At 59.3% G+C, this 20,585-nt stretch carries 21 protein-coding genes; 15 read left to right on the forward strand and 6 right to left on the reverse strand.

Annotation, left to right across the window (positions count from 1 at the left end; genetic code table 11):
* Positions 1-471: 471 nt before the first annotated feature.
* Both rlmB and cysS read right to left on the reverse strand, forming a co-directional pair.
* On the reverse strand, positions 472-1,431 hold the full coding sequence (rlmB, locus tag A5483_RS02140) for a 23S rRNA (guanosine(2251)-2'-O)-methyltransferase RlmB (RefSeq protein ID WP_063810856.1): 960 nt from the start codon (positions 1,429-1,431) through the stop codon (positions 472-474).
* 13 nt (positions 1,432-1,444) lie between these two features.
* Positions 1,445-2,875 (reverse strand): cysteine--tRNA ligase, encoded by a 1,431-nt coding sequence (gene cysS / locus A5483_RS02145; protein WP_002549647.1) that lies wholly within the window; start codon positions 2,873-2,875, stop codon positions 1,445-1,447.
* 47 nt (positions 2,876-2,922) lie between these two features.
* Here cysS and A5483_RS02150 point away from each other — a divergent pair, with 47 nt between their 5' ends.
* The gene (locus tag A5483_RS02150; RefSeq protein WP_002549702.1) at positions 2,923-3,141 is read left to right on the forward strand and encodes a hypothetical protein; all 219 of its coding nucleotides are present in this window, start codon (positions 2,923-2,925) and stop codon (positions 3,139-3,141) included.
* A gap of 10 nt (positions 3,142-3,151) precedes the next feature.
* Here the strand turns inward: A5483_RS02150 and A5483_RS02155 are convergent, their stop codons facing one another.
* Positions 3,152-4,588 carry a DUF4032 domain-containing protein gene (locus A5483_RS02155; RefSeq protein ID WP_176607886.1) on the reverse strand — a complete coding sequence of 479 codons (1,437 nt, stop codon included), beginning with the start codon at positions 4,586-4,588 and terminating at the stop codon, positions 3,152-3,154.
* Positions 4,589-4,736: 148 nt separating this feature from the next.
* Here A5483_RS02155 and A5483_RS02160 point away from each other — a divergent pair, with 148 nt between their 5' ends.
* Genes A5483_RS02160 through A5483_RS02195 form a run of 8 tightly spaced genes read left to right on the forward strand, consistent with a single transcriptional unit; the run spans position 4,737 to position 8,646 of the window.
* A complete protein-coding gene (locus A5483_RS02160) occupies positions 4,737-5,270 on the forward strand; it encodes an Asp23/Gls24 family envelope stress response protein (RefSeq protein WP_002549514.1) in 534 nt (177 codons plus the stop codon).
* An 11-nt stretch (positions 5,271-5,281) separates the two neighbouring features.
* Positions 5,282-5,467, forward strand: a complete 186-nt coding sequence (locus tag A5483_RS02165; RefSeq protein WP_063810857.1) for a DUF2273 domain-containing protein — start codon at positions 5,282-5,284, stop codon at positions 5,465-5,467.
* On the forward strand, positions 5,467-5,880 hold the full coding sequence (locus tag A5483_RS02170; RefSeq protein WP_042842938.1) for an Asp23/Gls24 family envelope stress response protein: 414 nt from the start codon (positions 5,467-5,469) through the stop codon (positions 5,878-5,880). The genes A5483_RS02165 and A5483_RS02170 overlap by 1 nt, the downstream gene beginning before the upstream one ends.
* Before the next feature lies 1 nt (position 5,881).
* A complete protein-coding gene (locus A5483_RS02175; RefSeq protein ID WP_063810858.1) occupies positions 5,882-6,436 on the forward strand; it encodes a DUF6286 domain-containing protein in 555 nt (184 codons plus the stop codon).
* Positions 6,433-7,149 (forward strand): alkaline shock response membrane anchor protein AmaP, encoded by a 717-nt coding sequence (gene amaP, locus A5483_RS02180; RefSeq protein WP_063810859.1) that lies wholly within the window; start codon positions 6,433-6,435, stop codon positions 7,147-7,149. Before A5483_RS02175 ends, amaP begins: the two co-directional genes overlap by 4 nt.
* Before the next feature lie 60 nt (positions 7,150-7,209).
* Positions 7,210-7,785: an RNA polymerase sigma factor gene (locus tag A5483_RS02185; RefSeq protein ID WP_063810860.1), complete on the forward strand. Its 576-nt coding sequence runs from the start codon at positions 7,210-7,212 to the stop codon at positions 7,783-7,785.
* Positions 7,776-8,300 carry an Asp23/Gls24 family envelope stress response protein gene (locus tag A5483_RS02190; protein WP_063810861.1) on the forward strand — a complete coding sequence of 175 codons (525 nt, stop codon included), beginning with the start codon at positions 7,776-7,778 and terminating at the stop codon, positions 8,298-8,300. The genes A5483_RS02185 and A5483_RS02190 overlap by 10 nt, the downstream gene beginning before the upstream one ends.
* A complete protein-coding gene (locus tag A5483_RS02195; RefSeq protein ID WP_063810862.1) occupies positions 8,293-8,646 on the forward strand; it encodes a hypothetical protein in 354 nt (117 codons plus the stop codon). Before A5483_RS02190 ends, A5483_RS02195 begins: the two co-directional genes overlap by 8 nt.
* Positions 8,647-8,710: 64 nt before the next feature.
* On the opposite strand, the gene A5483_RS02200 is transcribed toward A5483_RS02195, so the two are convergent.
* Together A5483_RS02200 and A5483_RS02205 are read right to left on the reverse strand one after the other, a co-directional pair.
* Positions 8,711-9,811 (reverse strand): ABC transporter ATP-binding protein, encoded by a 1,101-nt coding sequence (locus A5483_RS02200; RefSeq protein WP_063810966.1) that lies wholly within the window; start codon positions 9,809-9,811, stop codon positions 8,711-8,713.
* Positions 9,812-10,107: 296 nt separating this feature from the next.
* Positions 10,108-11,538: an L-serine ammonia-lyase gene (locus A5483_RS02205; RefSeq protein ID WP_002549485.1), complete on the reverse strand. Its 1,431-nt coding sequence runs from the start codon at positions 11,536-11,538 to the stop codon at positions 10,108-10,110.
* Positions 11,539-11,796: 258 nt separating this feature from the next.
* Here A5483_RS02205 and A5483_RS02210 point away from each other — a divergent pair, with 258 nt between their 5' ends.
* The 6 genes from A5483_RS02210 (at position 11,797) to A5483_RS02235 (ending at position 19,626) form a co-directional block, all read left to right on the forward strand.
* Entirely contained in the window at positions 11,797-14,103 is a 2,307-nt protein-coding gene (locus A5483_RS02210) for an ROK family protein (RefSeq protein ID WP_241497668.1), read from the forward strand.
* Between the two features lie 25 nt (positions 14,104-14,128).
* The gene (locus A5483_RS02215) at positions 14,129-15,418 is read left to right on the forward strand and encodes an ABC transporter substrate-binding protein (RefSeq protein ID WP_063810864.1); all 1,290 of its coding nucleotides are present in this window, start codon (positions 14,129-14,131) and stop codon (positions 15,416-15,418) included.
* On the forward strand, positions 15,415-16,374 hold the full coding sequence (locus tag A5483_RS02220) for a carbohydrate ABC transporter permease (protein ID WP_417033708.1): 960 nt from the start codon (positions 15,415-15,417) through the stop codon (positions 16,372-16,374). The genes A5483_RS02215 and A5483_RS02220 overlap by 4 nt, the downstream gene beginning before the upstream one ends.
* On the forward strand, positions 16,367-17,260 hold the full coding sequence (locus A5483_RS02225) for a carbohydrate ABC transporter permease (RefSeq protein WP_063810865.1): 894 nt from the start codon (positions 16,367-16,369) through the stop codon (positions 17,258-17,260). Before A5483_RS02220 ends, A5483_RS02225 begins: the two co-directional genes overlap by 8 nt.
* 105 nt (positions 17,261-17,365) lie before the next feature.
* On the forward strand, positions 17,366-18,403 hold the full coding sequence (tdh, locus tag A5483_RS02230; protein WP_063810866.1) for an L-threonine 3-dehydrogenase: 1,038 nt from the start codon (positions 17,366-17,368) through the stop codon (positions 18,401-18,403).
* 38 nt (positions 18,404-18,441) lie between these two features.
* Complete coding sequence (locus A5483_RS02235) at positions 18,442-19,626, forward strand: glycine C-acetyltransferase (RefSeq protein ID WP_082863977.1); 1,185 nt, start codon at positions 18,442-18,444, stop codon at positions 19,624-19,626.
* Between the two features lie 16 nt (positions 19,627-19,642).
* On the opposite strand, the gene A5483_RS02240 is transcribed toward A5483_RS02235, so the two are convergent.
* Positions 19,643-20,578 (reverse strand): ABC transporter substrate-binding protein, encoded by a 936-nt coding sequence (locus tag A5483_RS02240; RefSeq protein WP_042842940.1) that lies wholly within the window; start codon positions 20,576-20,578, stop codon positions 19,643-19,645.
* Positions 20,579-20,585: the final 7 nt, after the last annotated feature.

Here is a 20,585-nt window from a genome sequence, read left to right on the forward strand (position 1 = left end):
ACCATGATATGCAGATGGTTGGTTAAATGGCCTTAGGTCAGATACGAAGAACGGTCGATCCTGTGCAGCTTTCCGGAGGTACGGGGCTGGCCATCCCACGTTTCGTGCGACACGTAAACGTGGGATTTGGAGTTGACTCAATAACCCTGAACAATGCTCACCGGCACGGCGTCCCCGGATGTGGCGATGCTCCATGCGCTCTATCTCACTGTCTGGTGATTCGTGCAAGATGATGCGATGACGGTATTCATCGGCCCAGACCAGGTATGGAAGTCTGGTCGAAGTCGGTGCCATCGAATAACGATCATGTGACCGCTATTGCCCACGCAATACCCGGAGCGCCCCAAGTATCTGAGGGGATGACCACGCTCTGCCCAAACTTTGATGGCTCTGGCGACGTGCCACAGTCAAACGCGAGTTTGAGGGATTCGTGTTACACGAACCCGCCCCTATCCTACTGAGTTCCGACCTTCACAATTGCGCAGTCCTGCGCACCTTTGCCGCCTCATACAGTGCGACGGATGCTGCGACGGAAGCGTTGAGGGACTCTACATCGCTGCTGATAGGAATCGACGCCAGCACATCGCATGACTGACGGGTAAGCCGGGCCAGGCCTTCTCCCTCCGAACCGACAACAATCACCAGGGGGCCGTCGAGTCCAGGAGCTGAAGCCAAGTCCGAGTCGGCCTCGCCAGCTAGCCCGACGATCATCCAGCCAGCGGCAGCGAACTTGCCGAGAGCCTGATTAAGGTTCGTTGCCATCGCCACCGGGATGCGCGCCGCGGCCCCGGCCGAGGTCTTCCACGCCGCAGCCGTCATCGATGCTGACCGCCTTGAGGGGATGAGCACGCCCTGGGCGCCGAAGGCGGCGGCGGAGCGGATAATCGCTCCCAGATTGCGCGGATCGGTGACCTTATCGAGGGCTACCACGAGCCCACCACGGTAGGTCTGAGTACCAGCTGTGATGAGGTCGTTGACGGTGGCGTATTCGTATTCGGGCAGACGTAGGGCCACTCCCTGGTGGTTGGACCCACCCGTCATACGGTCGAGTTCGCCACGGGTGGCCTGCATTAACGTGATGCCGTGATCAGCGGAGAACGTGAGGATTTCCCTCATCCGGGAGTCATGTTCAGCCCCCTCGGCAACATAGGTAGTGCGTACTGGAAGGCCAGCATGCAGGGCTTCCAGCACAGGATTACGACCGATGACCCACTCCGGGCCTGCCCCTGTGGCCTGCCTATTCGCCGGTTTACGGGCCGCGGCGCGGGCCAGCTTCTCCTGCTTGGCCTTGTGTGCCTTGTGGTAAACGCGGTCCTCCGCCTTGGGGGTGGGGCCCCGGCCTTTGAGAGCCTTGCGGCCTCGTCCACCGGAGCCAACAGTGGAATTCTTGCCCTTGTGCCCGGCGCCTCGACGCTGGGAATTTCCTGCCATGTCAGCCTCCTCGTCAGCTCAGCGACCAATGGGCGCCAGCGGGGGTGTCTTCGATTGTCAGTCCAAGGTTTGTCAGGGTGTCGCGGATGGCGTCAGCCGTAGCCCAGTCTTTGCGGGTGCGAGCCTCGGTACGCTGGTCCAACATAGCTTGTACCAAGCCGTCAACGATCGGTTCCAGGCGGGCGTCGCTACCTGCGGCGTCGGCCCACTCGGGAGCCTGAGGATCGAGACCGAATACCGCGAGCATGGCCTTGACTTGGGCCAGATGATGACGGGCGGCCTCGGCATCGCCGGCCGACACGGACTTGTTCCCCTCGGAGATCTGACTGAACATGGCCGCCACCGCTTGGGGAGTGCCTAGGTCATCGTTCATCGCCGTGACGAATGCCTCCGGCAATTCTTGCGAGGCCGTTACTTGCTCTCCGACGAGGTCGCCGGCGCGGTCTAGGAAGGAATCGATGCGCTCGATAGCTTTAGTGGCCTCATCCAGGGAGCCCTTGGTGTCCTCATCGGAGGGGCTGAACTCGATCATCGAACGATAATGCGGGGCCAGTAGGAAGTACCTGACGGCTCGCGGACTGTAGGTCTTAGTGACTTCAGTGACCTGGGCGGTATTACCCAGGGACTTGCTCATCTTCTCCCCAGACATCGTCACCCAAGCGTTGTGCATCCAGTAATGAGCGAAGGGCCGTCCAGCTGCTGCTGACTGGGCCAGCTCGTTCTCATGGTGAGGGAACCGCAAATCGATGCCGCCACCGTGAATATCGAAGGCCTCACCCAGATACTTCCCTGACATCGCCGAGCATTCTAGGTGCCAGCCGGGCCGACCGCGTCCCCACGGAGACATCCACGACGCTGTCTCGGGTTCGCCGGCCTTGTGGCCCTTCCACAATGCAAAGTCACGTGGGTCGCGTTTACCACGCGGGTCTGAATCCTCAGCCGGGCTCATCTCGTCGACACGCATCCCGGACAACTCCCCGTACCGCGGCCAGGATCGAACATCGAAGTAGACGTCACCGGAGCCATCGGGAGCGGGATAGGCGTGACCCTTCTCGATGAGGGTCTCCACCAGTTCGATCATCTCCGGGATATGGCCGGTGGCTCGAGGCTCATAGGTTGGCGGACGGCATCCCAACGCCTTATACGCCGCGTGAAGCTCGTTTTCGTAGTGGTATGCATGAGCCCACCAGGGGGTGCCAGCAGCGGCGGACTTAGTGAGGATCTTGTCGTCGATATCGGTGACGTTGGCGACGACGGTCACTTGGTAGCCAGAGCATTCCAACCAGCGTCGCAGGACGTCGAAGACAACCTCCTTGCGGATGTGGCCCAGATGCGGACTGGACTGTACCGTCATGCCACAGTGGTATATCGACACCTGGCCCTCGCGAAGGGGCTTAAAGGTCTCGATGCCATGGGTAGCGGTGTTATAGAGCTTGAACGTCACGATCCTAGGCTACCGGCGGATCCCGACATATCCCTTACCATGGCCATATGGCCGAGATTCGCAAGCACAAGCCGTCATCCAGCCCTATTGCCCGGGCCCTGGAGTCCGCAATGGGTGAATCCATCAAGCCGGTTACCCCTGGATCGCACCCCCACAAGGGTGTTGAGGGGTCGGAGAGGAACCCCGAGGCCACCCCATCGGCTGCCGCAACTGCCACCCAGTGGGGGTCTTTCACTGTGGCGATGCCGCTAAAACCCACAGATTGATCAGACTGGCCTAGCCCTTCGTTCGGGCCCGTAAAGCGTCGATATCGAGACGCATCGCGGACTCCACGTCGATGGCCTCGGCATGGGCCTCCCACGGATCGTAGGGGGCATCCTCTTCTTCGTCCTCAACGTATCCGAGCGACGGATCGTAGACGTTGACCAGTTCATGTCCGCTGTGCGTCGGGGGGCCGTCCACCGGTACTACGGATTCAGTACTCATAGCCTCGTCGGGCAACTTGGCCAGAATGTCACGGACGTAGCCCTGGGCGGCTTCGACGTGGGGGACTTCTCGTTGCTGGCGCTGGGACTCGTACCACCGATAATCGAGTACCTCGTGGTAAAACTGGGCGAGTTCGCGTTTCCGGGATAGTTCCGGAGGGATCTGCTGGACGACCGGCTCGAAGCACTCGGTGAGCCAGCGGTGAGCCGCTACCGCTTCATCAGCCCCCTGAAGTCCATTGCGCGCCCGGAAAGTGTCAAGGTCGTTGAGTAGACGCCGTGCCTGGAATTCTTCGGTGTCTAGGCCAGTGAGACGCAATAAGCGACGCTGGTGGTGCCCGGCGTCAACGACCTTGGGCTGGATGCGTAGTCGCTGGCCGTCCGGCGAGGTTTGGATGTCCAATTCGGCTACGTCGAAGCCAAGGGCGTTGAGGCGACGTACCCGCGACTCGACCCGGGAGTAATCGCCGCCGTCGAATTCCTCGGCCGCAGTGAGTTCATTCCACAGGTCGTGATAGCGATCCTCGATGGTCGTGACCAAGCCCAGTGGGTTAAGCGCGTCATCGAGCATGTCGCCCTGTTCAAGGTCGAGGAACTCGCCATAAAGATTCGTTCGGGCGATTTGTAGGTCGTGTTCCCGCTGCCCGGTGGTCAGGCGATCGTGCAGCTCACCGGTCTCGGCATCGACCAAATAGGCAGCGAACGCCTCAGCATCGCGTCGAAACAGGACGTTCGACAGCGAAATGTCACCCCATAAGAAGCCCACCAGATGGAGTCGCACAAGCAAGACGACGAGGGCGTCAAGGAGCCGCATGACAGTTTCTTGACGCACACCAGAATGGAAGAGGGACCGGTACGGCAAGGAGAACCGTAGGTGGCGGGTGAGAATGATCGGCTCGAGCGATTCGCCATTGGAGGCGACGCGATCGGTGATGACGCCGATGGGCTCGACTGACGGGGTGTCGAGTCGCATGAGGTCGTGTAGCAGCCGGTACTCATGAATTGCGAGGTGTTCGACGACTTCCTTGGCGGCGTAGACATCGTCGCCGACCGTGATGAATCGCACCACGTGACGAGAGATGCCCCGAGGCAGCGCAACTAGTCGCTCCTGCGGCCACTGCGCCAGCGGTGTGCTCCATGGCAACGGAAGCAGGCGGGAGTCGGGCTTCGCGCTGAGGAAACGGGTCACAGGGAATAGTCTGCCACCCGCCCCTGGATTAGTCGGCATGGTCCCTCTTGCTATCGGGTGGGTCTGGGGGGTAGCCGAGACGGGCGTCGGAAATCTTTCGACCAAGTTTCGGATCCGTCGTGACGAATGCTCCCCTCAGACATCTACACATATGAAAGTCCCCCACATCGAATGGAGATGAGTCGACATGGCTGACAACAAGACCGCTTCCGCTAAAACCGACACCACCAAGTCCAACGCGACGAAGACCGAGAACCTGCCGGAGACGACGACCAAGGAGACCTTGCCTCCCTCGCCGCTACACACCGATCACGGCTCGACCCTGATCGCTGAGCAGGTCGTCCAGAAGATTGCTGGTATTGCTTGCCGCGAGGTCCCCGGCGTGCACGCCATGGGCTCCACCGGTCGCCGCATGCTCAGCTCCATCACCGATCGCATCCCCGGATCAACCACCAACGTGTCGAACGGCGTCCAGGTTGAAAAGGGCGAGCGTCAGTGCGCTATCGATCTGTCTGTGGTTATTGAGTACGGCTACTCGGTTGTCGAGGTTGCCAATAAGCTCCGCGAGACCATCATTGACGCTGTTGAGTACGGCACCGGCCTTGAAGTCGTGGAAGTGAACGTCCAGGTCACCGATGTTTACATCCAAGGCGAGGACGATAACGACGACGAGCAGCCTGATCAGGCTGTCAGCCAGCACAAGAGCACCGAGCTTTCCTGAAAGGCCACACTATGAATGTATCGCGCATCGGAGCACTCATGGGACTGCTATTGGGTGTGATTGCGGTCTGTGTCGGCGTGTGGCAGGCCATCGTCGTTCTGGTGTTGGGGCTACTCGGTCTCATCATCGGCCGGATCATTGACGGTCAGCTCGACGTGCATGACATCTTCGGCAAGCCAAGTCAACGGAACCGTTGATGTCCGCCGGCACCACACGCGTACGCTCGGTGCCGTCGCTGGCGGTCCACAATCGTGAGAAGGCTAGCCGTGGAAGCCTGACGGTTACTACAGCGGTTGTCGAGAAGGTCGCCGCTCGTGTGGCGGCTCAGAGCGAGGGTTTCGGGGCTCCCGTATCATCCTTCTTCGGATCGGGGTCGCGTGCCGACTTTGACCGAGGCCCCAGGGTTAGTGCGGTCCTCACCGGTCGTACAGCTGATCTTGAGGTGGAGGTTGCTATTGGCTACCCCGCCCCTGTCCAGGCCCAGTGTGATGAGCTGCGAGCCCGGTTGGCCGAGCAGGTACCGAAAATGTCCGGAGTGGATATCGGCACGATTGACATTTTGGTGAGCCGGGTCGTCAGCAAAGCCTCGCCGACGAAGGAGTTGACCTGAGATGAGTAAGCAATACGTGTCTCCGCCTCTCATTCGTCGCCCTTCCCGGACGACTCCGGTGGTGATTCTGGCTATCTTGCTCGTGGCAGCCGGGGTGGTGGCCATTATCGCTGCTATCCAACGACTCCAACACGGATCCTTGCCACAGTGGCTGGCCTGGGGGCGTGGTCATATGACCACCGCATCATGGCAAAACGGCACTGCCCTGACAGTGGCCATTGTTGTCGGTGTCGCCGCGCTGTTGCTTCTGATATGGGCCTTCAAGCCGGGACGGAGCTCCGGGGTATTCCTCAAACCGAGTGACGGCGCCCCCGACGATCGGGAGATCGTCATGGACAACTCCGACTTAACAGGTTGGCTGTCTCGCTGGCTTGACGAGGAGGACGGCGTCGCATCGTCAAGAGTGAAACGTCGTGGCAACACTGTCAAAGTCGACGTCGAGACTGACGTCAAGGACCCCGAAGTGATGCGGGAACAGCTCACTAAGAGGATCGCTGCCCGCGTTGATTCGCTGGGGCTGGAACAGCCGCCGAAGGTGAAAGTGAGGTTGCGATGAGGGGCCGTGCAAATAGAACGCGACTGGCCGTCGTCGGGATCCTTGGTCTATTGGTGGTCGCGTGGTTCATGCTGGTGCGGTTCAACGTCGCCTCGTCGTGGGGATGGCGGCAGCCCGCACCCGACGCCCCTATCCTCGACGTCCCGAAGGCATGGCGAACTGACTACGCGTCTTGGGCCCTGCTCATCGTAGGGATCCTAGCCGCGGTGATTGGGCTGATCTGGCTGCTTCGTCAGTTCTCGTCGAGCAATCGGGTCCATACGTACGGCATCAGCCACGAGACGGACCACGGCTCAACGGTGCTGTCGACAGACGCCTTGGGAAAGGCCGTCGAGGAGCAAATCGAGGAGTTCCCCGGCGTCAGCAGCGCCAGCGTGAGATTCTTTGGAGCCCGCGTGGCTCCCGAGATGATGGTTCAGATCGACATCGATGACCGTGCCGATGTGCGAAAGCTCGTCGACCGGCTGGAGTCGGAGGTCGCCCCCGACGTCGAGACGACCCTGGATGCGAAGCTGGTCCGTTTTGGGACGAAGCTGCGGACCGGAGCGCACGTCACAGGAGTGGGCGTGAGCCACGTCGGCGTGACCGAAGTGTCCAATGTCGACGAGTCCGGAGACAACCTCCCCGCCAATCCGATGCCCAAGCCCACCTTCCTCAACGAGAAGTCCGAACGGGCCAAGCCGCGTACACGTGACGGAAAGGTGCTCGCCTGAGCTGCGCGCTAGCGGTCGAGGACTCAGTAGTTGTCCTCGACCGCTGCTAGCGTCGAATCCATGGTCAGAGGGGTCGAAGGTGACGACGGCGACGAGATCGTTTTAGCGGACATAAGTGCTGCTCAGGACGGAGATGCTGCGGCATACGCTCGCGTTGTTGAGTCATGGGGCGGGCCGCTCCTGAGGTTCTGTCACAACCACTTGCCGGCCACGATTGACGCGGAGGACGTCGTCCAGGACGTTTTGCTGACCGCCTGGCAGAAGCTGCCCGATCTCGACGATAGGTCCCGGTTCAGGGCGTGGATGTACACCATCGCCCGCAACCGGTGCCGAGAGGTTATTCGAACCGCTGGGAGGCGCGCTACCGACCCGGTGTCTCCGGAGGAGGTTGCGGTGAGGATCGATTCCAGGCAGGATCCAGCGAAGGCTCAGGTCAGGGACGCAGCAATGATGGCGCTGCGAGAGAGCGTTGCTGGGTTGCCAGATAGCCAGAGGCGTATCTGGGTAATGGCCCAGATAGACGGTCTCGAGTATGCCGAGATTGCCGATATTGAGGAATTACCACGGTCCACCGTCCGTGGCCGTTTGGCTCGGGCGAGGGCCACCATTGCAAAGGAGATGGAGTCATGGAGGTGAGGCTCGCGTGTGGCGCGGACATGAACCATGTCTGGGAGGGAGCGACGCAACCTCCCACTGAACATGAGGTCGAATGTTCAGCTTGTCAGGCTGTGCGCACCGAGGCCCGTCGTGCTGCTCAGCTGCGTGACGACACGGTCGCTGAGGATGCGCAGACCAAGGCGGTCGTCGATCCGCTGAAGCTGAGGTCAGTATGGAGGTCATACAGTGCTGACCTCTCGCCGCGCCACTGTGTTTTCAATGACGACGGTGGCCAGGTGGAAGTCCGAGAGACCGTGCTAGCTGCGATTGTGCGTAACAGCCTCGCCGATTGCGAGGATGGGAGACTCAATCGGATCCGGTTCTCGGTTCCCCACAATCCCCTGAGACTTCGCATTGATCTATCTGTCGCACGAGGGGTACGGATACCCGATTGCGCCGAGCGCTTGCGCCACCGCATTGTGACGGCGATGACTCGCGAGCTTGGTGCTCGCCCGGAAGCTATCGACATCCTCGTGGAGGATATCCATGTCTGAGTCCGAGAACGACGTCATCGTCTCCGGGACATTGTTGACAGGCGAAGAAGACATCGATGACCTAGCAGGGGTGATCGTCACCACCGTTTGTAACACCCCAGGGGTGACGCGACTCGTGAAACCGTGGTGGCGTCGGGTTGGTAGCGACGACCGCTCAGCGGTGCGAATCAGTGAGGAGAATGGGCTCAGCGAAGTGGAGGTGGAAATTACTGTCGACCTGACAGTGCCTATTGTGCAGTTGACCCAAGACCTTCGGCACCGAGTTTCCACCGCTATTACCCAGTCCGGACGCACCCCCGGCAAAGTAGACATCGTCGTCTCCAAGGTTGAGCCCAACAACGAGTGATCTGAACCCGTACAACACGGCGAGGCCCACGGACGCACCGGGGCCTCGTCGTGTCCGTCAAGGGTCAGGAGATACGTTCGCTGGTTTCTTGGCTGAAGACGTGGACGGCGGCCGGGTCGACACCCAGACGCACCTGCTCGCCACGCTGCGGAGGACGGCGCGACGAGATACGAGCGACGACCTGGTGAGCCTCGTCGTCCTCAATCGAAGCTTGCTTGCCGGATCCGACGAGTGAGCCATACAGGTACGCGTCTGCTCCAAGCTCCTCGACGACGGCAACGTCGAGTCCGATGCCCTCACTGGCCAAGGTGAACGCCTCCGGGCGAATACCGAGGGTGAGCTTGGTCTCGTTCGGGGCCTTGGCGAGGATGTCGCGAGAAACAGGGACGACGTAGTCGCCAAGTTTGATGCCGCCGTCAACGACATCGCCCTCCATGAGGTTCATGGCGGGGGAGCCGATGAAACCAGCAACGAAGAGATTCTTCGGGGTGTCGTAAAGAGCGAGGGGAGAATCGACCTGCTGCAGGACTCCGTCCTTCATGACGGCAACGCGGTCTCCCATCGTCATAGCCTCGACCTGATCGTGGGTTACGTAGACGGTCGTTACACCGAGGCGCTGCTGCAGAGCGGCGATCTGGGTACGGGTCTGGACGCGCAGTTTGGCGTCAAGGTTCGACAGCGGCTCATCCATGAGGAAGACCTGAGGGTTACGAACAATGGCACGGCCCATGGCGACGCGCTGACGCTGGCCACCGGAGAGCGCCTTCGGCTTACGATTAAGGAAATCCTCCAGGCCGAGGAGTTTGGCGGCTTCCAGGACGCGCTGCTGGCGTTCGGCCTTTGGTACGTTCTGCATCTTGAGGGCGAAGCCCATGTTGTCCGCCACAGTCATATGGGGGTACAGGGCATAGTTCTGGAAGACCATAGCGATGTCACGGTCTTTCGGGGGCAAGTCGGTGACGTCGCGGTCCCCGATCCAGATGGAGCCTGCATTGACCTCTTCGAGGCCGGCCAGCATTCGCAGGGAAGTCGACTTACCACAGCCAGACGGTCCAACGAGGACCATGAACTCTCCGTCGCCAATGTCGAGGTTGAGCTTGCTGACGGCTGCGCGATCGGTGCCCGGGTAAACCCGAGTCGCCTCTTTGTATTGCACGGTTGCCATGACCGTTGTTCCTTTCCACGGGCAGGTACGTGCCCGACGATCCGTTGTGGAAAATCGGCGACGGATGTCACCGGGGCTCTCCGAGGCTTCGAGGAACCAGAATTGATCATAATGGACACGAACCATCAAGGAGGCCCGGGGGATGAAACCGGGGTGATTCTCCTTGCTGCCACCATTTTTTGCCGTGCCTGACAAAAAATGCCGATGATAACGTCACCACTACCAATCCAGACTGCTTTTGGCAGGAACGGACAACCTGCCGAACTGTCGATCCCGGTCCCTGATGCGTCGAGCTGCTAGCACTCGACGATGTTCACGGCTAAGCCGCCACGCGCCGTCTCCTTGTACTTGACCTTCATGTCGTGTCCAGTCTCCATCATCGTCTTCATGACCTGATCCAAGCTGACGATCTGGGAACCATCCCCGGCCATGGCTAGGCGGGCAGCCGTGACCGCCTTGATAGCGCCCAGGGCGTTGCGTTCAATGCAAGGGATCTGCACCAAGCCGCCGACGGGGTCGCAGGTGAGCCCAAGGTGGTGCTCTAGGCCGATCTCGGCGGCGTTGCAGACCTGGGCCGGCGTCCCGCCCATGACCTGAGCTAGTCCAGCTGCAGCCATTGAGCAGGCCACCCCGACCTCACCCTGGCAGCCGACCTCGGCCCCAGAGATCGACGCAGACTGCTGATAGATCTCCCCGACGGCGCCAGCCGCTAGCAGAAAGTCGACAATGAGCTCGTCATCACCGGTGTCAACACCAGGAGTACCCGAATCAATATCCGAACCGGGGGAAAGGAACTTCACCGCAAAGTGCAGGCAAGACGGGATAATACCTGCCGCGCCGTTAGTAGGGGCAGTAACAATACGTCCACCCGCGGCATTCTCCTCATTGACTGCTAGAGCCCACACCGTTAGCCAGTCAACGGAACCGAATGGTTCTGGCTTACCGGGGGCGATCCGCTCCCGAGTGACAAGATCGCGGTGCATCTTCATGGCGCGGCGGCGCACATGCAGACCGCCCGGAAGAACCCCGCAGCGCGAGCAACCGCGCTCGACGCAGGCGTGCATAACTGCCCAGATATCGAGGAGCTGGCCGCGTACCTCCTCCTGTTCACGAACGGTCGTTTCATTGGCCATTGCGACCTCGGGGATGCTCATCCGATAGTCCGAGCACTGCTGGAGGAGTTCTTTGCCGGTCTTGAAGGGGTAAGGGACCGGTGCCGAGTCGCGCACGATGGCGGGATGCTCGTCCTCTCCATGCTCAACGACGAAACCGCCACCGATAGAATAGAAGGTGCGCTCGACTACGACGTCCTGACCAGACCAAGCGGTGAACGTCATGCCGTTGGGATGGAAAGGTAGGGACCGGTTGCGGTGGAGGATGAGGTCAGTCGCGACGTCGAAGGGAATCTCCCGGCCGCCATCAACAGCATCCAGGGTGATACGGCCGTCATCGGCGATGGTCGCGGCTCTAACCGGAGTCTGATCCGTGTCGACGGTGGCCGGATCCTCTCCCTCCAGACCCAGCAAGACGGCGGCCTCAGATCCGTGTCCATGCCCAGTCGCTCCCAGCGAGCCGAACAACTCGGCGCGCACGCGGGTGACCTCGGGCCACACCGGTGACTGGGCCAAATCAGTCACGAAAATCCGGGCGGCTCGCATGGGGCCGACGGTATGAGAGCTGGACGGACCGATGCCGACCTTGAAGATGTCGAAAACGCTGACTGCCACGCCGCTGATTTTGCCAAAGACTCGGACGTCATGTCAGCGAATCGCAATGGCTGGGTCGCAGCAGATTGTCTTCGTTGGCACTGGTGTCGGAGCGCCGGCGATGAGCGAAACGGTGATGAATTTTTCGTAACCCCTTGACCAACTCGTCAAGGTGATCCATGCTCATCCTAAGCGGGAAATGAAACCACGTTTTGAAATGCATCTTCACAAAGGTCGTGAAGGGGTGGATCGTGAGCCGTGGATTCGGAAATGGAGTGACTGACAGTGACCAAGCGTGATCGACGCAGCGAACGAGCTGACGACGTCCTGCTCGAACTGCGTGCCGGAGATGCGATGAGTACTGCTGACCTGGTGAAAGCCACCGGTATATCTCGTCCGACCGTCATCTCGATCCTCAGCGACCTCGAATCGTCCGGGTGGGTGGTCCGTGGCACCTCCGACCCCGGTGGTTTGGGGCGGCCTGCCACAACGTGGTCGCTCGGCGATGACGTGGGAATCATTATCGGGGCTGACATCCTCGCTGATTCCATGATGCTGGTGGCGGTGACTTTCGGCGGGGCCATCATGGATGTTCGGAGCTCCCGGCTCGACCAACAACGCTCTGACACTCGTGTTGAAGTCGTTGTCGACGCTATCGAGTCGCTGCGGGACTCCTGTCGAAGCAAGGGACCTTTACTGCATGTGGCTATCTCCACGACAGGTGTCATCGACGGGGAGGGCCGCGTCATCCGGAGCGATCTTGTACCACAATGGACCGGGCTAGATCTAGGCCATGTACTCGCCCAACGTCTCGATGTTCCCGTCACCGTCGATAACGACATCAACATGGCTGCCTACGGCGAGTTTTGTCAACGTCGCCAGTGCGGCGAACTGAGCCCCGACGCTGACATGCTCCTGGTGCGAATGAGTCGTGGTCTGCACACCGGGCTTGTGCTCAACGGACAGCTGCACCACGGGCGGACGTGGAACGCCGGTGAAATCAGCGATGTGCTTGACCTGCGACTGGACGGCGACGAGATGCCCGACGACGGCTGGATTGACCGGGCGGCCCTGACGACTGGTTCAGTAGCAGCGGTCATTGATCCAGACGTCATCGTCATGTCCGGGCCTACAGACGCTTCCGTCAAGGTGATCGGTAGGGTCATCGCGCGACTCATTGCCAGGCGTCCTCCCGGCTCGGAGACGATGAGCGCCGAGATCGAAGAGTTAGGCAGGGCCGCGTCGGTCATCGGGGCTGTCAACACCGCATTGGAAGTGGTGACGAGGGAGGCCCTCGGTACGAAGCGTCCACATCCCGTCGCCCTGCGAGGAATGGCCAAGGTCGCTTCCGAAGTCGAGAAAGGACAGCACAGCGTCATGACGACACATCGAGAAGGACGCCCAGATGATCATATGAAGGTAGGCGTCGTTGGCGTCGGAGCTCGTTGTCGGCTTGCCCTCAACGCCGAACTGAAGGGCAACGAAGGCGTCGTCACTGCGGCCTGCGAGCCACATCACTTGGCCCGCAAACGGGTAGCAGAGCGATTGGGGAAGGATCCCGACTCCATCACGATCACCTCCGACGTTACCGGACTCATCGCCTCAGGTATCGACGTTGCCTTCGTCACCTCCCCCGACGACACTCACGCTGAGATCACCTGCCAGCTCTTAGAGGCTGGGATTCCGGTGTATCTGGAGAAGCCCTTGGCTATTACGGTGACCTCGGCTACTAGGGTCCTGACAACCGCCTTCGAGACCGGTACAAAACTTTATGTCGGTCACAACATGAGGCATATGAACGTAGTTCGGTCCATGCGCGACCTCATCCGCACTGGTCGGATCGGTGAGGTCAAGGCGATCTGGTGCCGTCATTTCGTAGGGTCGGGCGGCGACTTTTACTTTAAGGACTGGCACGCCACCCGGGAGCACGGTACAGGTCTGCTGTTGCAGAAGGCTGCCCATGACATCGACGTCATGCACTGGTTCGCAGACTCTCACACCACCGATGTCGTCGGCATGGGGGGATTGACCCTCTACGATCAGGTCACCGATCGCCGTGACAACTCAGACCAGCTCATGGGGGACTGGTTCTCGCTGGATAACTGGCCACCGCTGACCCAGAAAGGTCTCAATCCGATCATCGATGTTGAAGATATTTCGATGATGCTCATGCGCATGGAATCAGGGGTTTTTGCCTCCTATCAGCAATGTCACTACACCCCCGACTATTGGCGCAACTATACCGTCATCGGTACGGAGGGCCGGATCGAGAATTTCGGGGATGGTGAAGGAGGCGTTATTCGGCTGTGGAATAAGCGAACCCACTACGACGCCAACGGTGACGAAACCTTCCCGATAATAGGGGATGCTAATGGACACGGCGACGCCGACGTATTGACGGTTACCGAATTCCTTAACTTCGTGAGGAACGGAACCCCTACGGATACCTCGCCGTTGGGTGCCTGGTACGCCGTCGCTGCGGGAATCGAGGCCACTGAGTCGTTGCGTCATGGGTCGACGCCGCGTCAGGTGCCGACGCTGGATGACGAGACCATTCGGTACTTCAACAACAACCAGGTCAAGTGATCACAACGAGACAGAGAGGTCAATCATGGATCGCAGAGTTTTCCTCGAGGCTGCGCTCGCCGCCTTAGCCATTGCCGGATGCTCATCTAATAACAAAGATGAGTCGGACATCTCGCCAAGCGTCGACTCCAAAACGTCGGCTGAGCTGACCTTGGCTTACTGGGACAAGAACCAGACGAAGACAATTGAGGAAAACCTTAAGTCCTTCGCTAAGAAGTACCCACACATCAGGGTCAAGACGGACTTGGCTGGGTTCAAGGACTACTGGAACAAGCTGCGCACCCAGGCCCAGGGCAACGAACTTCCCGACGTTTTCTGGATGAATGGCCCCAACATTCAACTTTACGCTGCCAATGGCATGCTCGCCCCCGTCGACAAGATCACCGATGCGGGTGTCAAATGGTCTGACTATCCGAAGGCGTTGGTAGATCTCTATATGTATGAAGGCAAGCATTACGGCGTTCCCAAGGATTTTGACACCATTGGTGTTTTCTACAGCAAGAAGATTTTCAGAGAAGCTGGAGTCGAGGCACCTACTGCAGACTGGACCTGGGACGACTTCCACGACAAGGCCAAGAAGATCTCTGACTGGGGGAAATCCAAGGGCATCTACGGATGCGCTACCGCCATCAATGGTGATGGCCAGAGCACGTATTACAACACCATCGCTCAGGCTGGTGGTTATGTCATCAAAGACGGCGTTTCGGGGTTCGACGATGCCAAGAGCATCGAGGGTTTACAGTGCTGGGCCGACTGGGTTGACGATGGATCGGTTGCATCGCCAAGGATCGTCACCGACACGAAACCGTCACAAATGTTCAGGAGCGATAAGTCCGCCATGTTCTGGACGGGTGACTGGACAGCTTCCGAGTTGGCCGAGGAGTTTAAAGGTAAAGAAAGCGATTACGACGTCATTGACCTGCCCAGGAAGGCAAAGAGGGCCACCATCATCCATGGCCTTGGCTGGGTCGCGTCCGCCAAAAGTGAGAATATGGCGGCGGCTCTAGCCCTCATCGCCCACATGTCCGGCAGGGAGAGCCAGGATGTCGAGGCGAAGAACGGCACAGCCATCCCGGCGTTCAACGGTACTCAGGACGCATGGGTCAAGAGTTTTCCGAAGTGGAACTGCAAGATATTCGTCGACGCGGCGACCAACTATGCCGTGACCTACCCGGTGAGCCGGAGCACTAATTCCTGGGCCGACCGGGAGGCCGATTTCCTAAATCCTGCCTTTGGTGGCGAGAAGCCGGTTTCCGAAGCAGCCAAGAAGCTGGCGGCCTTCATGAACGACGCCTTGAATAAGGAACGGCGATGACCCCGTCCAGTGCGCGAAGTGGTCAGGCGCGCGTTTCGACCTCCCGGCTGGGGCCCCACCGGCCTGGCCGACGGAATCCGACGAGTGTGGGGGCGTGGCCTATCCTTTTCGTGGGCCCGCTCATGCTCGGCATCGCGGTGTTCTATTACTGGCCCATCGTCAAGAACATCGTCTCTTCGTTACAGCAGACCGACGCTTTCGGGCGGCATGCTGAGTTCGTCGGGCTGCAGAACTACAGCGACCTGTTCTCGAGTCCGGACCTGAGTTCGGCGATGCTCAATACCCTGCTGTACACGTTGAGTGTCCTGCTGGGCATTCCCCTGTCGGTCATCATAGCGTCGATGATCGAATTGCCGGGTCTGCGGTTTAAAGGGTTATATCGAGCCTTGTACTTTATGCCCTATCTGGCGATGCCGATGGCTGTCGCCCAGGTCTGGAAGATCGTCTACAACGGGCAGTTTGGCTTATTGAACCAGATCCTCCGAGGTTTGGGAGTTAATGATCCACCTTACTGGCTCGTCACGCCAGGATGGGCCTTAGCTGCGGTCGCGCTGTTCGGGTTATGGGCATCTATTGGGTTCAACGTCATCATTCTGTCAGCCGGCTTAAAGTCGATACCTCGAGAGATGTACGAGGCCGCATCGATCGATGGCGCCTCGAGATGGCGCCAGTTCCGGTCGATCACAGTTCCACTACTATCCCCATCGATTTTCTTCCTGGTGATCATGACGTCAATCAGTGGCTTCCAGCTGTTTGACGCTTTGTACGCCATGATCGGTACTGGTAACCCAGCCGAGCCTAAGACGCGGTCGTTAGTTTCGCTATTTTATCGGGAGGCATTCATTGACAATAACCAGGGGGTCGGAGCTGCGATCGCCATCGTCATCTTTCTCCTGGTAGCCTTCGTCACCTTCGTTCGGTTTCTGGGTCAGAAGAGGTGGGTCAACTATGTCTGAAATTTCACGGGCAGGTGTGGCCTTGAGTCAGCAGGAGATCGATCGGCTTATCAAGAAGGGGGATCGGAATCCCCAAAAGAGTCTGCTGGGCGTTCATGCGTTGTTGCTCCTCGGCGGAATTTTCATGGTATTCCCGTTCGTCTATCAGGTGCTTATGTCGTTGTCGACGAATGCTGAGATTCAAGCCGTCCCGCCCAAATTTGTTCCTGACAAGTGGCAGGTTAGGAATTATGCCGAGGTCTTCACGAGGTTGCCTTTTCTCAAGCAATTCGGTGTCTCTGTGACGATCACCGTGCTGCGAACTGTCGCACAGCTGGCCTTGTGCGCTATGGGCGGGTACGCGTTCGCTCGGATGAAGTTTGGGGGCAGGTCGATCTTCTTCGGTCTCGTGTTGGTCATCCTGATGGTGCCGGGACAGTCGTACCTCATTGGGCAGTACCAGATCATTCGTGGCCTTGGCTTGCTGGAGACGCCGTGGGGCATTGTGCTGCCTGGTTTCTTTTCTGCCTTTGGTGTTTTTCTCATGCGACAGTCGTTCATGAGTATTCCTGTCGAACTTGAAGAGGCCGCCCGGCTGGATGGCTGCAACCCTTGGCAGACCTTTTGGCGAGTCATGGTTCCCGTCGTCAAACCAGGGTTGTTCGCCGTCATGATCACCACCGTTCTATGGTCCTGGAACGACTTACTGTGGCCACTGATCGTGACTACTCGGGAGGAATCCATGCCGTTGAGCGTTGGTATTGCCACCCTGGCAGGCCAGCACTCTAGTGACTTCGCCGTCATGATGGCTGCCTCAGTGATGGCCATGGCACCGATTTTCCTGCTGTTCTTCACGATGCAGAAGAGGGTCATCGAGGGGCTAGCTAGCTCTGGTTTGAAGGGCTGAGCCGATGGTTGCCGGCTGGGTGTGCATCCTCGGTCGGGTAGTGGCAGAGTTGTTGCTGTCACAAGGATGTGGTTTGGGGGCGGTCCCCCGGAAAGGTGAGCGACGATGAAGGCCTTGGCAAAGACCCGGCCAGAACCCGGGCTTGAACTTATTGACATTCCAGACCCGATACCGGGGCCCAACGATGTCGTCGTTAAAGTGCTGCGCAGTGGGATTTGCGGCACCGACGTCCACATCGACAAGTGGGACGGCTGGGCCGCCAAAACGGTGCACACCCCGCTGGTCCTCGGTCACGAGTTCTGCGGCGAGATCGTCGAGCTCGGTTCGGAGGTTAACGATCTGGAGGTTGGACAGTTCGTCTCCGGTGAGGGCCACTATGTCTGCGGACGCTGCCGGGCCTGCTTAGCGGGCAGACGTCATCTGTGCCGCAATACCCAAGGTATCGGATATGCCGTAGATGGAGCCTACTGTCAGTACTTCGTCATGCCGGCTGGCAATATCTGGGTACATCACATCCCGGACCTTGATCCCGATATCGCGGCAATCTTTGATCCGTTCGGCAATGCCGTACACACCGCTCTCCAATTCCCCTGCCTGGCTGAGGACGTCCTCGTGTCCGGGGCTGGGCCAATCGGGATCATGGCGGCTCTAGTAGCTCAATTTCAGGGGGCGCGGAACGTCATCGTCACCGACCTGTCCGATGAGAGGCTGGAGCTGGCCCAGCAATTGGGCTTGAAGAACACTGTCAATGTTTCCCGCGAGGGTTTGGAGACGGTGTGGAACAGGTTTGACATGAAGGAGGGGTTCGACATCGGGCTGGAGATGTCCGGATCTGGCGCAGCTTTGACGTCCATGATCGGCAATATGACTCATGGTGGACGGATCGCGTTGCTGGGAACACCGAGCAAGGACATCACCCTCGACGTCTCCAAGATCATCTTCAACATGATCACAATTCAGGGAGTGACCGGCCGTCAGATCTTCGAAACCTGGTATACCATGGCGTCCCTCATCCGTTCTGGTCTGGACATCTCCGGAATCATCACCGATCGATACCCCATTACTGAATTCCGCGAGGCTTTTGACGTTGCAGGCTCGGGTCATGGCGGCAAGGTCGTCATGAACTGGGAATGCCTCGACTGATAAGACGCCTCACAGAAAGGACAATTATGTACGGATCTATGAAAGACGAACTCAGCTCTAAGATCGCAGCCCTTAAGGAGGAGGGGCTGTACAAGGCTGAGGCTCCGTTGACCAGCCCTCAGTCGGGCGAGATTACCGTCGATGATGGGCGCGAGGTTATCAACCTGTGCGCGAATAACTACCTCGGCTTGGCTGATTCCCCGGTACTCATTGAGGCTGCCAAGAAGGCCCTCGACGAATGGGGCTTCGGAATGGCCTCGGTGCGGTTTATTTGCGGCACTCAGACCCTTCACCAGAAGCTCGAGCGGGCCATCACTGAGTTCCTTCACCCCGATGATCCCGATAACTGGGACACCATTCTTTACTCGTCCTGCTTCGACGCCAACGGCGGTCTCTTTGAGGTCCTTCTCGGCCCCGATGACGCGATCATTTCCGACGAGCTCAACCATGCCTCGATCATCGACGGAGTCCGGCTCTGCAAAGCTCAGCGCTTCCGCTACCGCAACCAGGACATGGCCGATCTAGAGGCCCAGCTGCAGGCTGCCAAAGACTGCAGGCACATCATGATCGCCACTGACGGTGTCTTCTCGATGGATGGGTTTGTTGCCCCGCTGCCGCAGATCTGTGATCTCGCCGAGAAGTATGGCGCCATGGTCATGGTCGACGACTCCCACGCCGTCGGATTCGTCGGTGAGCACGGCGCCGGAACGCCCGAACAGTGGGGTGTCCGCGACCGCGTCGATGTCCTCACCGGCACCCTTGGCAAGGCACTGGGTGGAGCTTCAGGTGGTTACACCTGCTCCCATCGGGAGGTCGTCGAGATGCTGCGGCAGAATTCGCGACCCTACCTGTTTTCTAACTCGCTTGCCCCATCGATCGCTGGAGCATCGCTTGCCACCCTTGACTTGCTGAAGTCCTCCGGCGACCTGCTCACCAAACTGCGCGAGAACACTGAGTACTTCCGCTCCGAGATGACGCGTCGCGGTTTCGAAATCCCCGAGTCGGACCACCCAATCGTGCCCGTCATGGTGGGTGACGCCGTCAAGGCCGCGAAGATGGCCGACGCCATGCTCGCCAAAGGCATCTACGTTCGTGCCTTCAGCTACCCGGTGGTTCCCAAGGGGAAGGCACGCATCCGTACCCAGATGTCTGCCGGGCTCACCCGGGAACAGCTCGACAAGGCTATTAAGGCTTTCGAGGAGGCACGCGCGGAAATAGGCTAAACCATTGGCTGGCCGATCATGAGGCCAGCCCCTTTTTCGCTAGCCAATCCTTGGCGATGGTGGCTGCCGATGCTTTCTCGTCGCCCTGGGAACGTTGATTCATCCCGATGAGATCGTCGGTGGTCAGCACCTTCGACACCTTGGCCAGCTGAGCACGTGCCTTACCGTTAACCTTCTTACTCAAAAGCGGGACGACGTTTTGCGGCACGATGAGGTGCTTGGGGTCGGAGAGGACGACGAGGTGCTGTTCTTTGATTGCGGGGGTCGTTGTGTATAGGTCAATGAGATCAACGGCCCCCGTGGTAAGTGTTTTGACGGTGAGCGGTCCAGAGGAATCTGACAGGGCAGTGAACTTGATGATGGATGCTGGCACGCCGTACGCCTTCGTCAATCCCTTCGGGCCGTAGGGGCGTTCCTTGAGTTCTGGATTGCCGCCCACCTTGAGAGAACTCAGCTTGGCCAAATCGGCTAGGGAAGTCACCTTGTGGGTTCGTGAGAATTCGGCAGTGACGCACCAGGAATCGGCATCCTGAGCTGCTGAGGGCTCTCCCACCGACATACCGGCGGGAAGGACCTTGCGTAGGGTCGCCATGACGGATTTCTCGTCGGAGGCGGACGACGCTGCCTGAAAGAACTGCAGCAGATTTCCCGAGTACTCCGGGATGAGATCGACCGAACCGTCTTGAAGGGCCTTGACGTAGACGTCTCGGGCACCGATCTGCATGCGTCGCTTGACCGTGATCCCGGCTGTCTCAAGACTCTGGGCGTAGAGCTCGGCGATGATCTCGGACTCGGTGAAATTCGCCGAACCGACAGTGAGATTTGCGCTACCGGATCCCGAGTCATTCGAGTCGAGAGGATCGTTCGAGGAACACGCTGTCAGGCCGGTCAGCAACGCTGCTCCGAGCAGGGTTCGACGGGTCATGGTCGTTGTGGTCATCGGGTGCTCCATTCGGTCG

Origin of the sequence: Cutibacterium namnetense, from assembly GCF_001642025.1 — a bacterium.
GTDB classification, from domain to species: Bacteria; Actinomycetota; Actinomycetes; order Propionibacteriales; family Propionibacteriaceae; genus Cutibacterium; species Cutibacterium namnetense.

Excerpts from the sequence above, each read along its gene's own strand:
- A5483_RS02170 (WP_042842938.1), top strand. The coding sequence starts at position 5,467 with ATGTCCGCCGGCACCACACGCGTACGCTCGGTGCCGTCGCTGGCGGTC.
- A5483_RS02200 (WP_063810966.1), bottom strand. The coding sequence starts at position 9,811 with ATGGCAACCGTGCAATACAAAGAGGCGACTCGGGTTTACCCGGGCACC.
- A5483_RS02185 (WP_063810860.1), top strand. The coding sequence starts at position 7,210 with ATGGTCAGAGGGGTCGAAGGTGACGACGGCGACGAGATCGTTTTAGCG.
- A5483_RS02160 (WP_002549514.1), top strand. The coding sequence starts at position 4,737 with ATGGCTGACAACAAGACCGCTTCCGCTAAAACCGACACCACCAAGTCC.
- tdh (WP_063810866.1), top strand. The coding sequence starts at position 17,366 with ATGAAGGCCTTGGCAAAGACCCGGCCAGAACCCGGGCTTGAACTTATT.
- A5483_RS02165 (WP_063810857.1), top strand. The coding sequence starts at position 5,282 with ATGAATGTATCGCGCATCGGAGCACTCATGGGACTGCTATTGGGTGTG.
- A5483_RS02225 (WP_063810865.1), top strand. The coding sequence starts at position 16,367 with ATGTCTGAAATTTCACGGGCAGGTGTGGCCTTGAGTCAGCAGGAGATC.
- rlmB (WP_063810856.1), bottom strand. The coding sequence starts at position 1,431 with ATGGCAGGAAATTCCCAGCGTCGAGGCGCCGGGCACAAGGGCAAGAAT.
- amaP (WP_063810859.1), top strand. The coding sequence starts at position 6,433 with ATGAGGGGCCGTGCAAATAGAACGCGACTGGCCGTCGTCGGGATCCTT.
- A5483_RS02150 (WP_002549702.1), top strand. The coding sequence starts at position 2,923 with ATGGCCGAGATTCGCAAGCACAAGCCGTCATCCAGCCCTATTGCCCGG.
- A5483_RS02240 (WP_042842940.1), bottom strand. The coding sequence starts at position 20,578 with ATGGAGCACCCGATGACCACAACGACCATGACCCGTCGAACCCTGCTC.
- A5483_RS02155 (WP_176607886.1), bottom strand. The coding sequence starts at position 4,588 with ATGCCGACTAATCCAGGGGCGGGTGGCAGACTATTCCCTGTGACCCGT.
- A5483_RS02175 (WP_063810858.1), top strand. The coding sequence starts at position 5,882 with ATGAGTAAGCAATACGTGTCTCCGCCTCTCATTCGTCGCCCTTCCCGG.
- A5483_RS02190 (WP_063810861.1), top strand. The coding sequence starts at position 7,776 with ATGGAGGTGAGGCTCGCGTGTGGCGCGGACATGAACCATGTCTGGGAG.
- A5483_RS02235 (WP_082863977.1), top strand. The coding sequence starts at position 18,442 with ATGAAAGACGAACTCAGCTCTAAGATCGCAGCCCTTAAGGAGGAGGGG.
- A5483_RS02220 (WP_417033708.1), top strand. The coding sequence starts at position 15,415 with ATGACCCCGTCCAGTGCGCGAAGTGGTCAGGCGCGCGTTTCGACCTCC.
- A5483_RS02215 (WP_063810864.1), top strand. The coding sequence starts at position 14,129 with ATGGATCGCAGAGTTTTCCTCGAGGCTGCGCTCGCCGCCTTAGCCATT.
- A5483_RS02195 (WP_063810862.1), top strand. The coding sequence starts at position 8,293 with ATGTCTGAGTCCGAGAACGACGTCATCGTCTCCGGGACATTGTTGACA.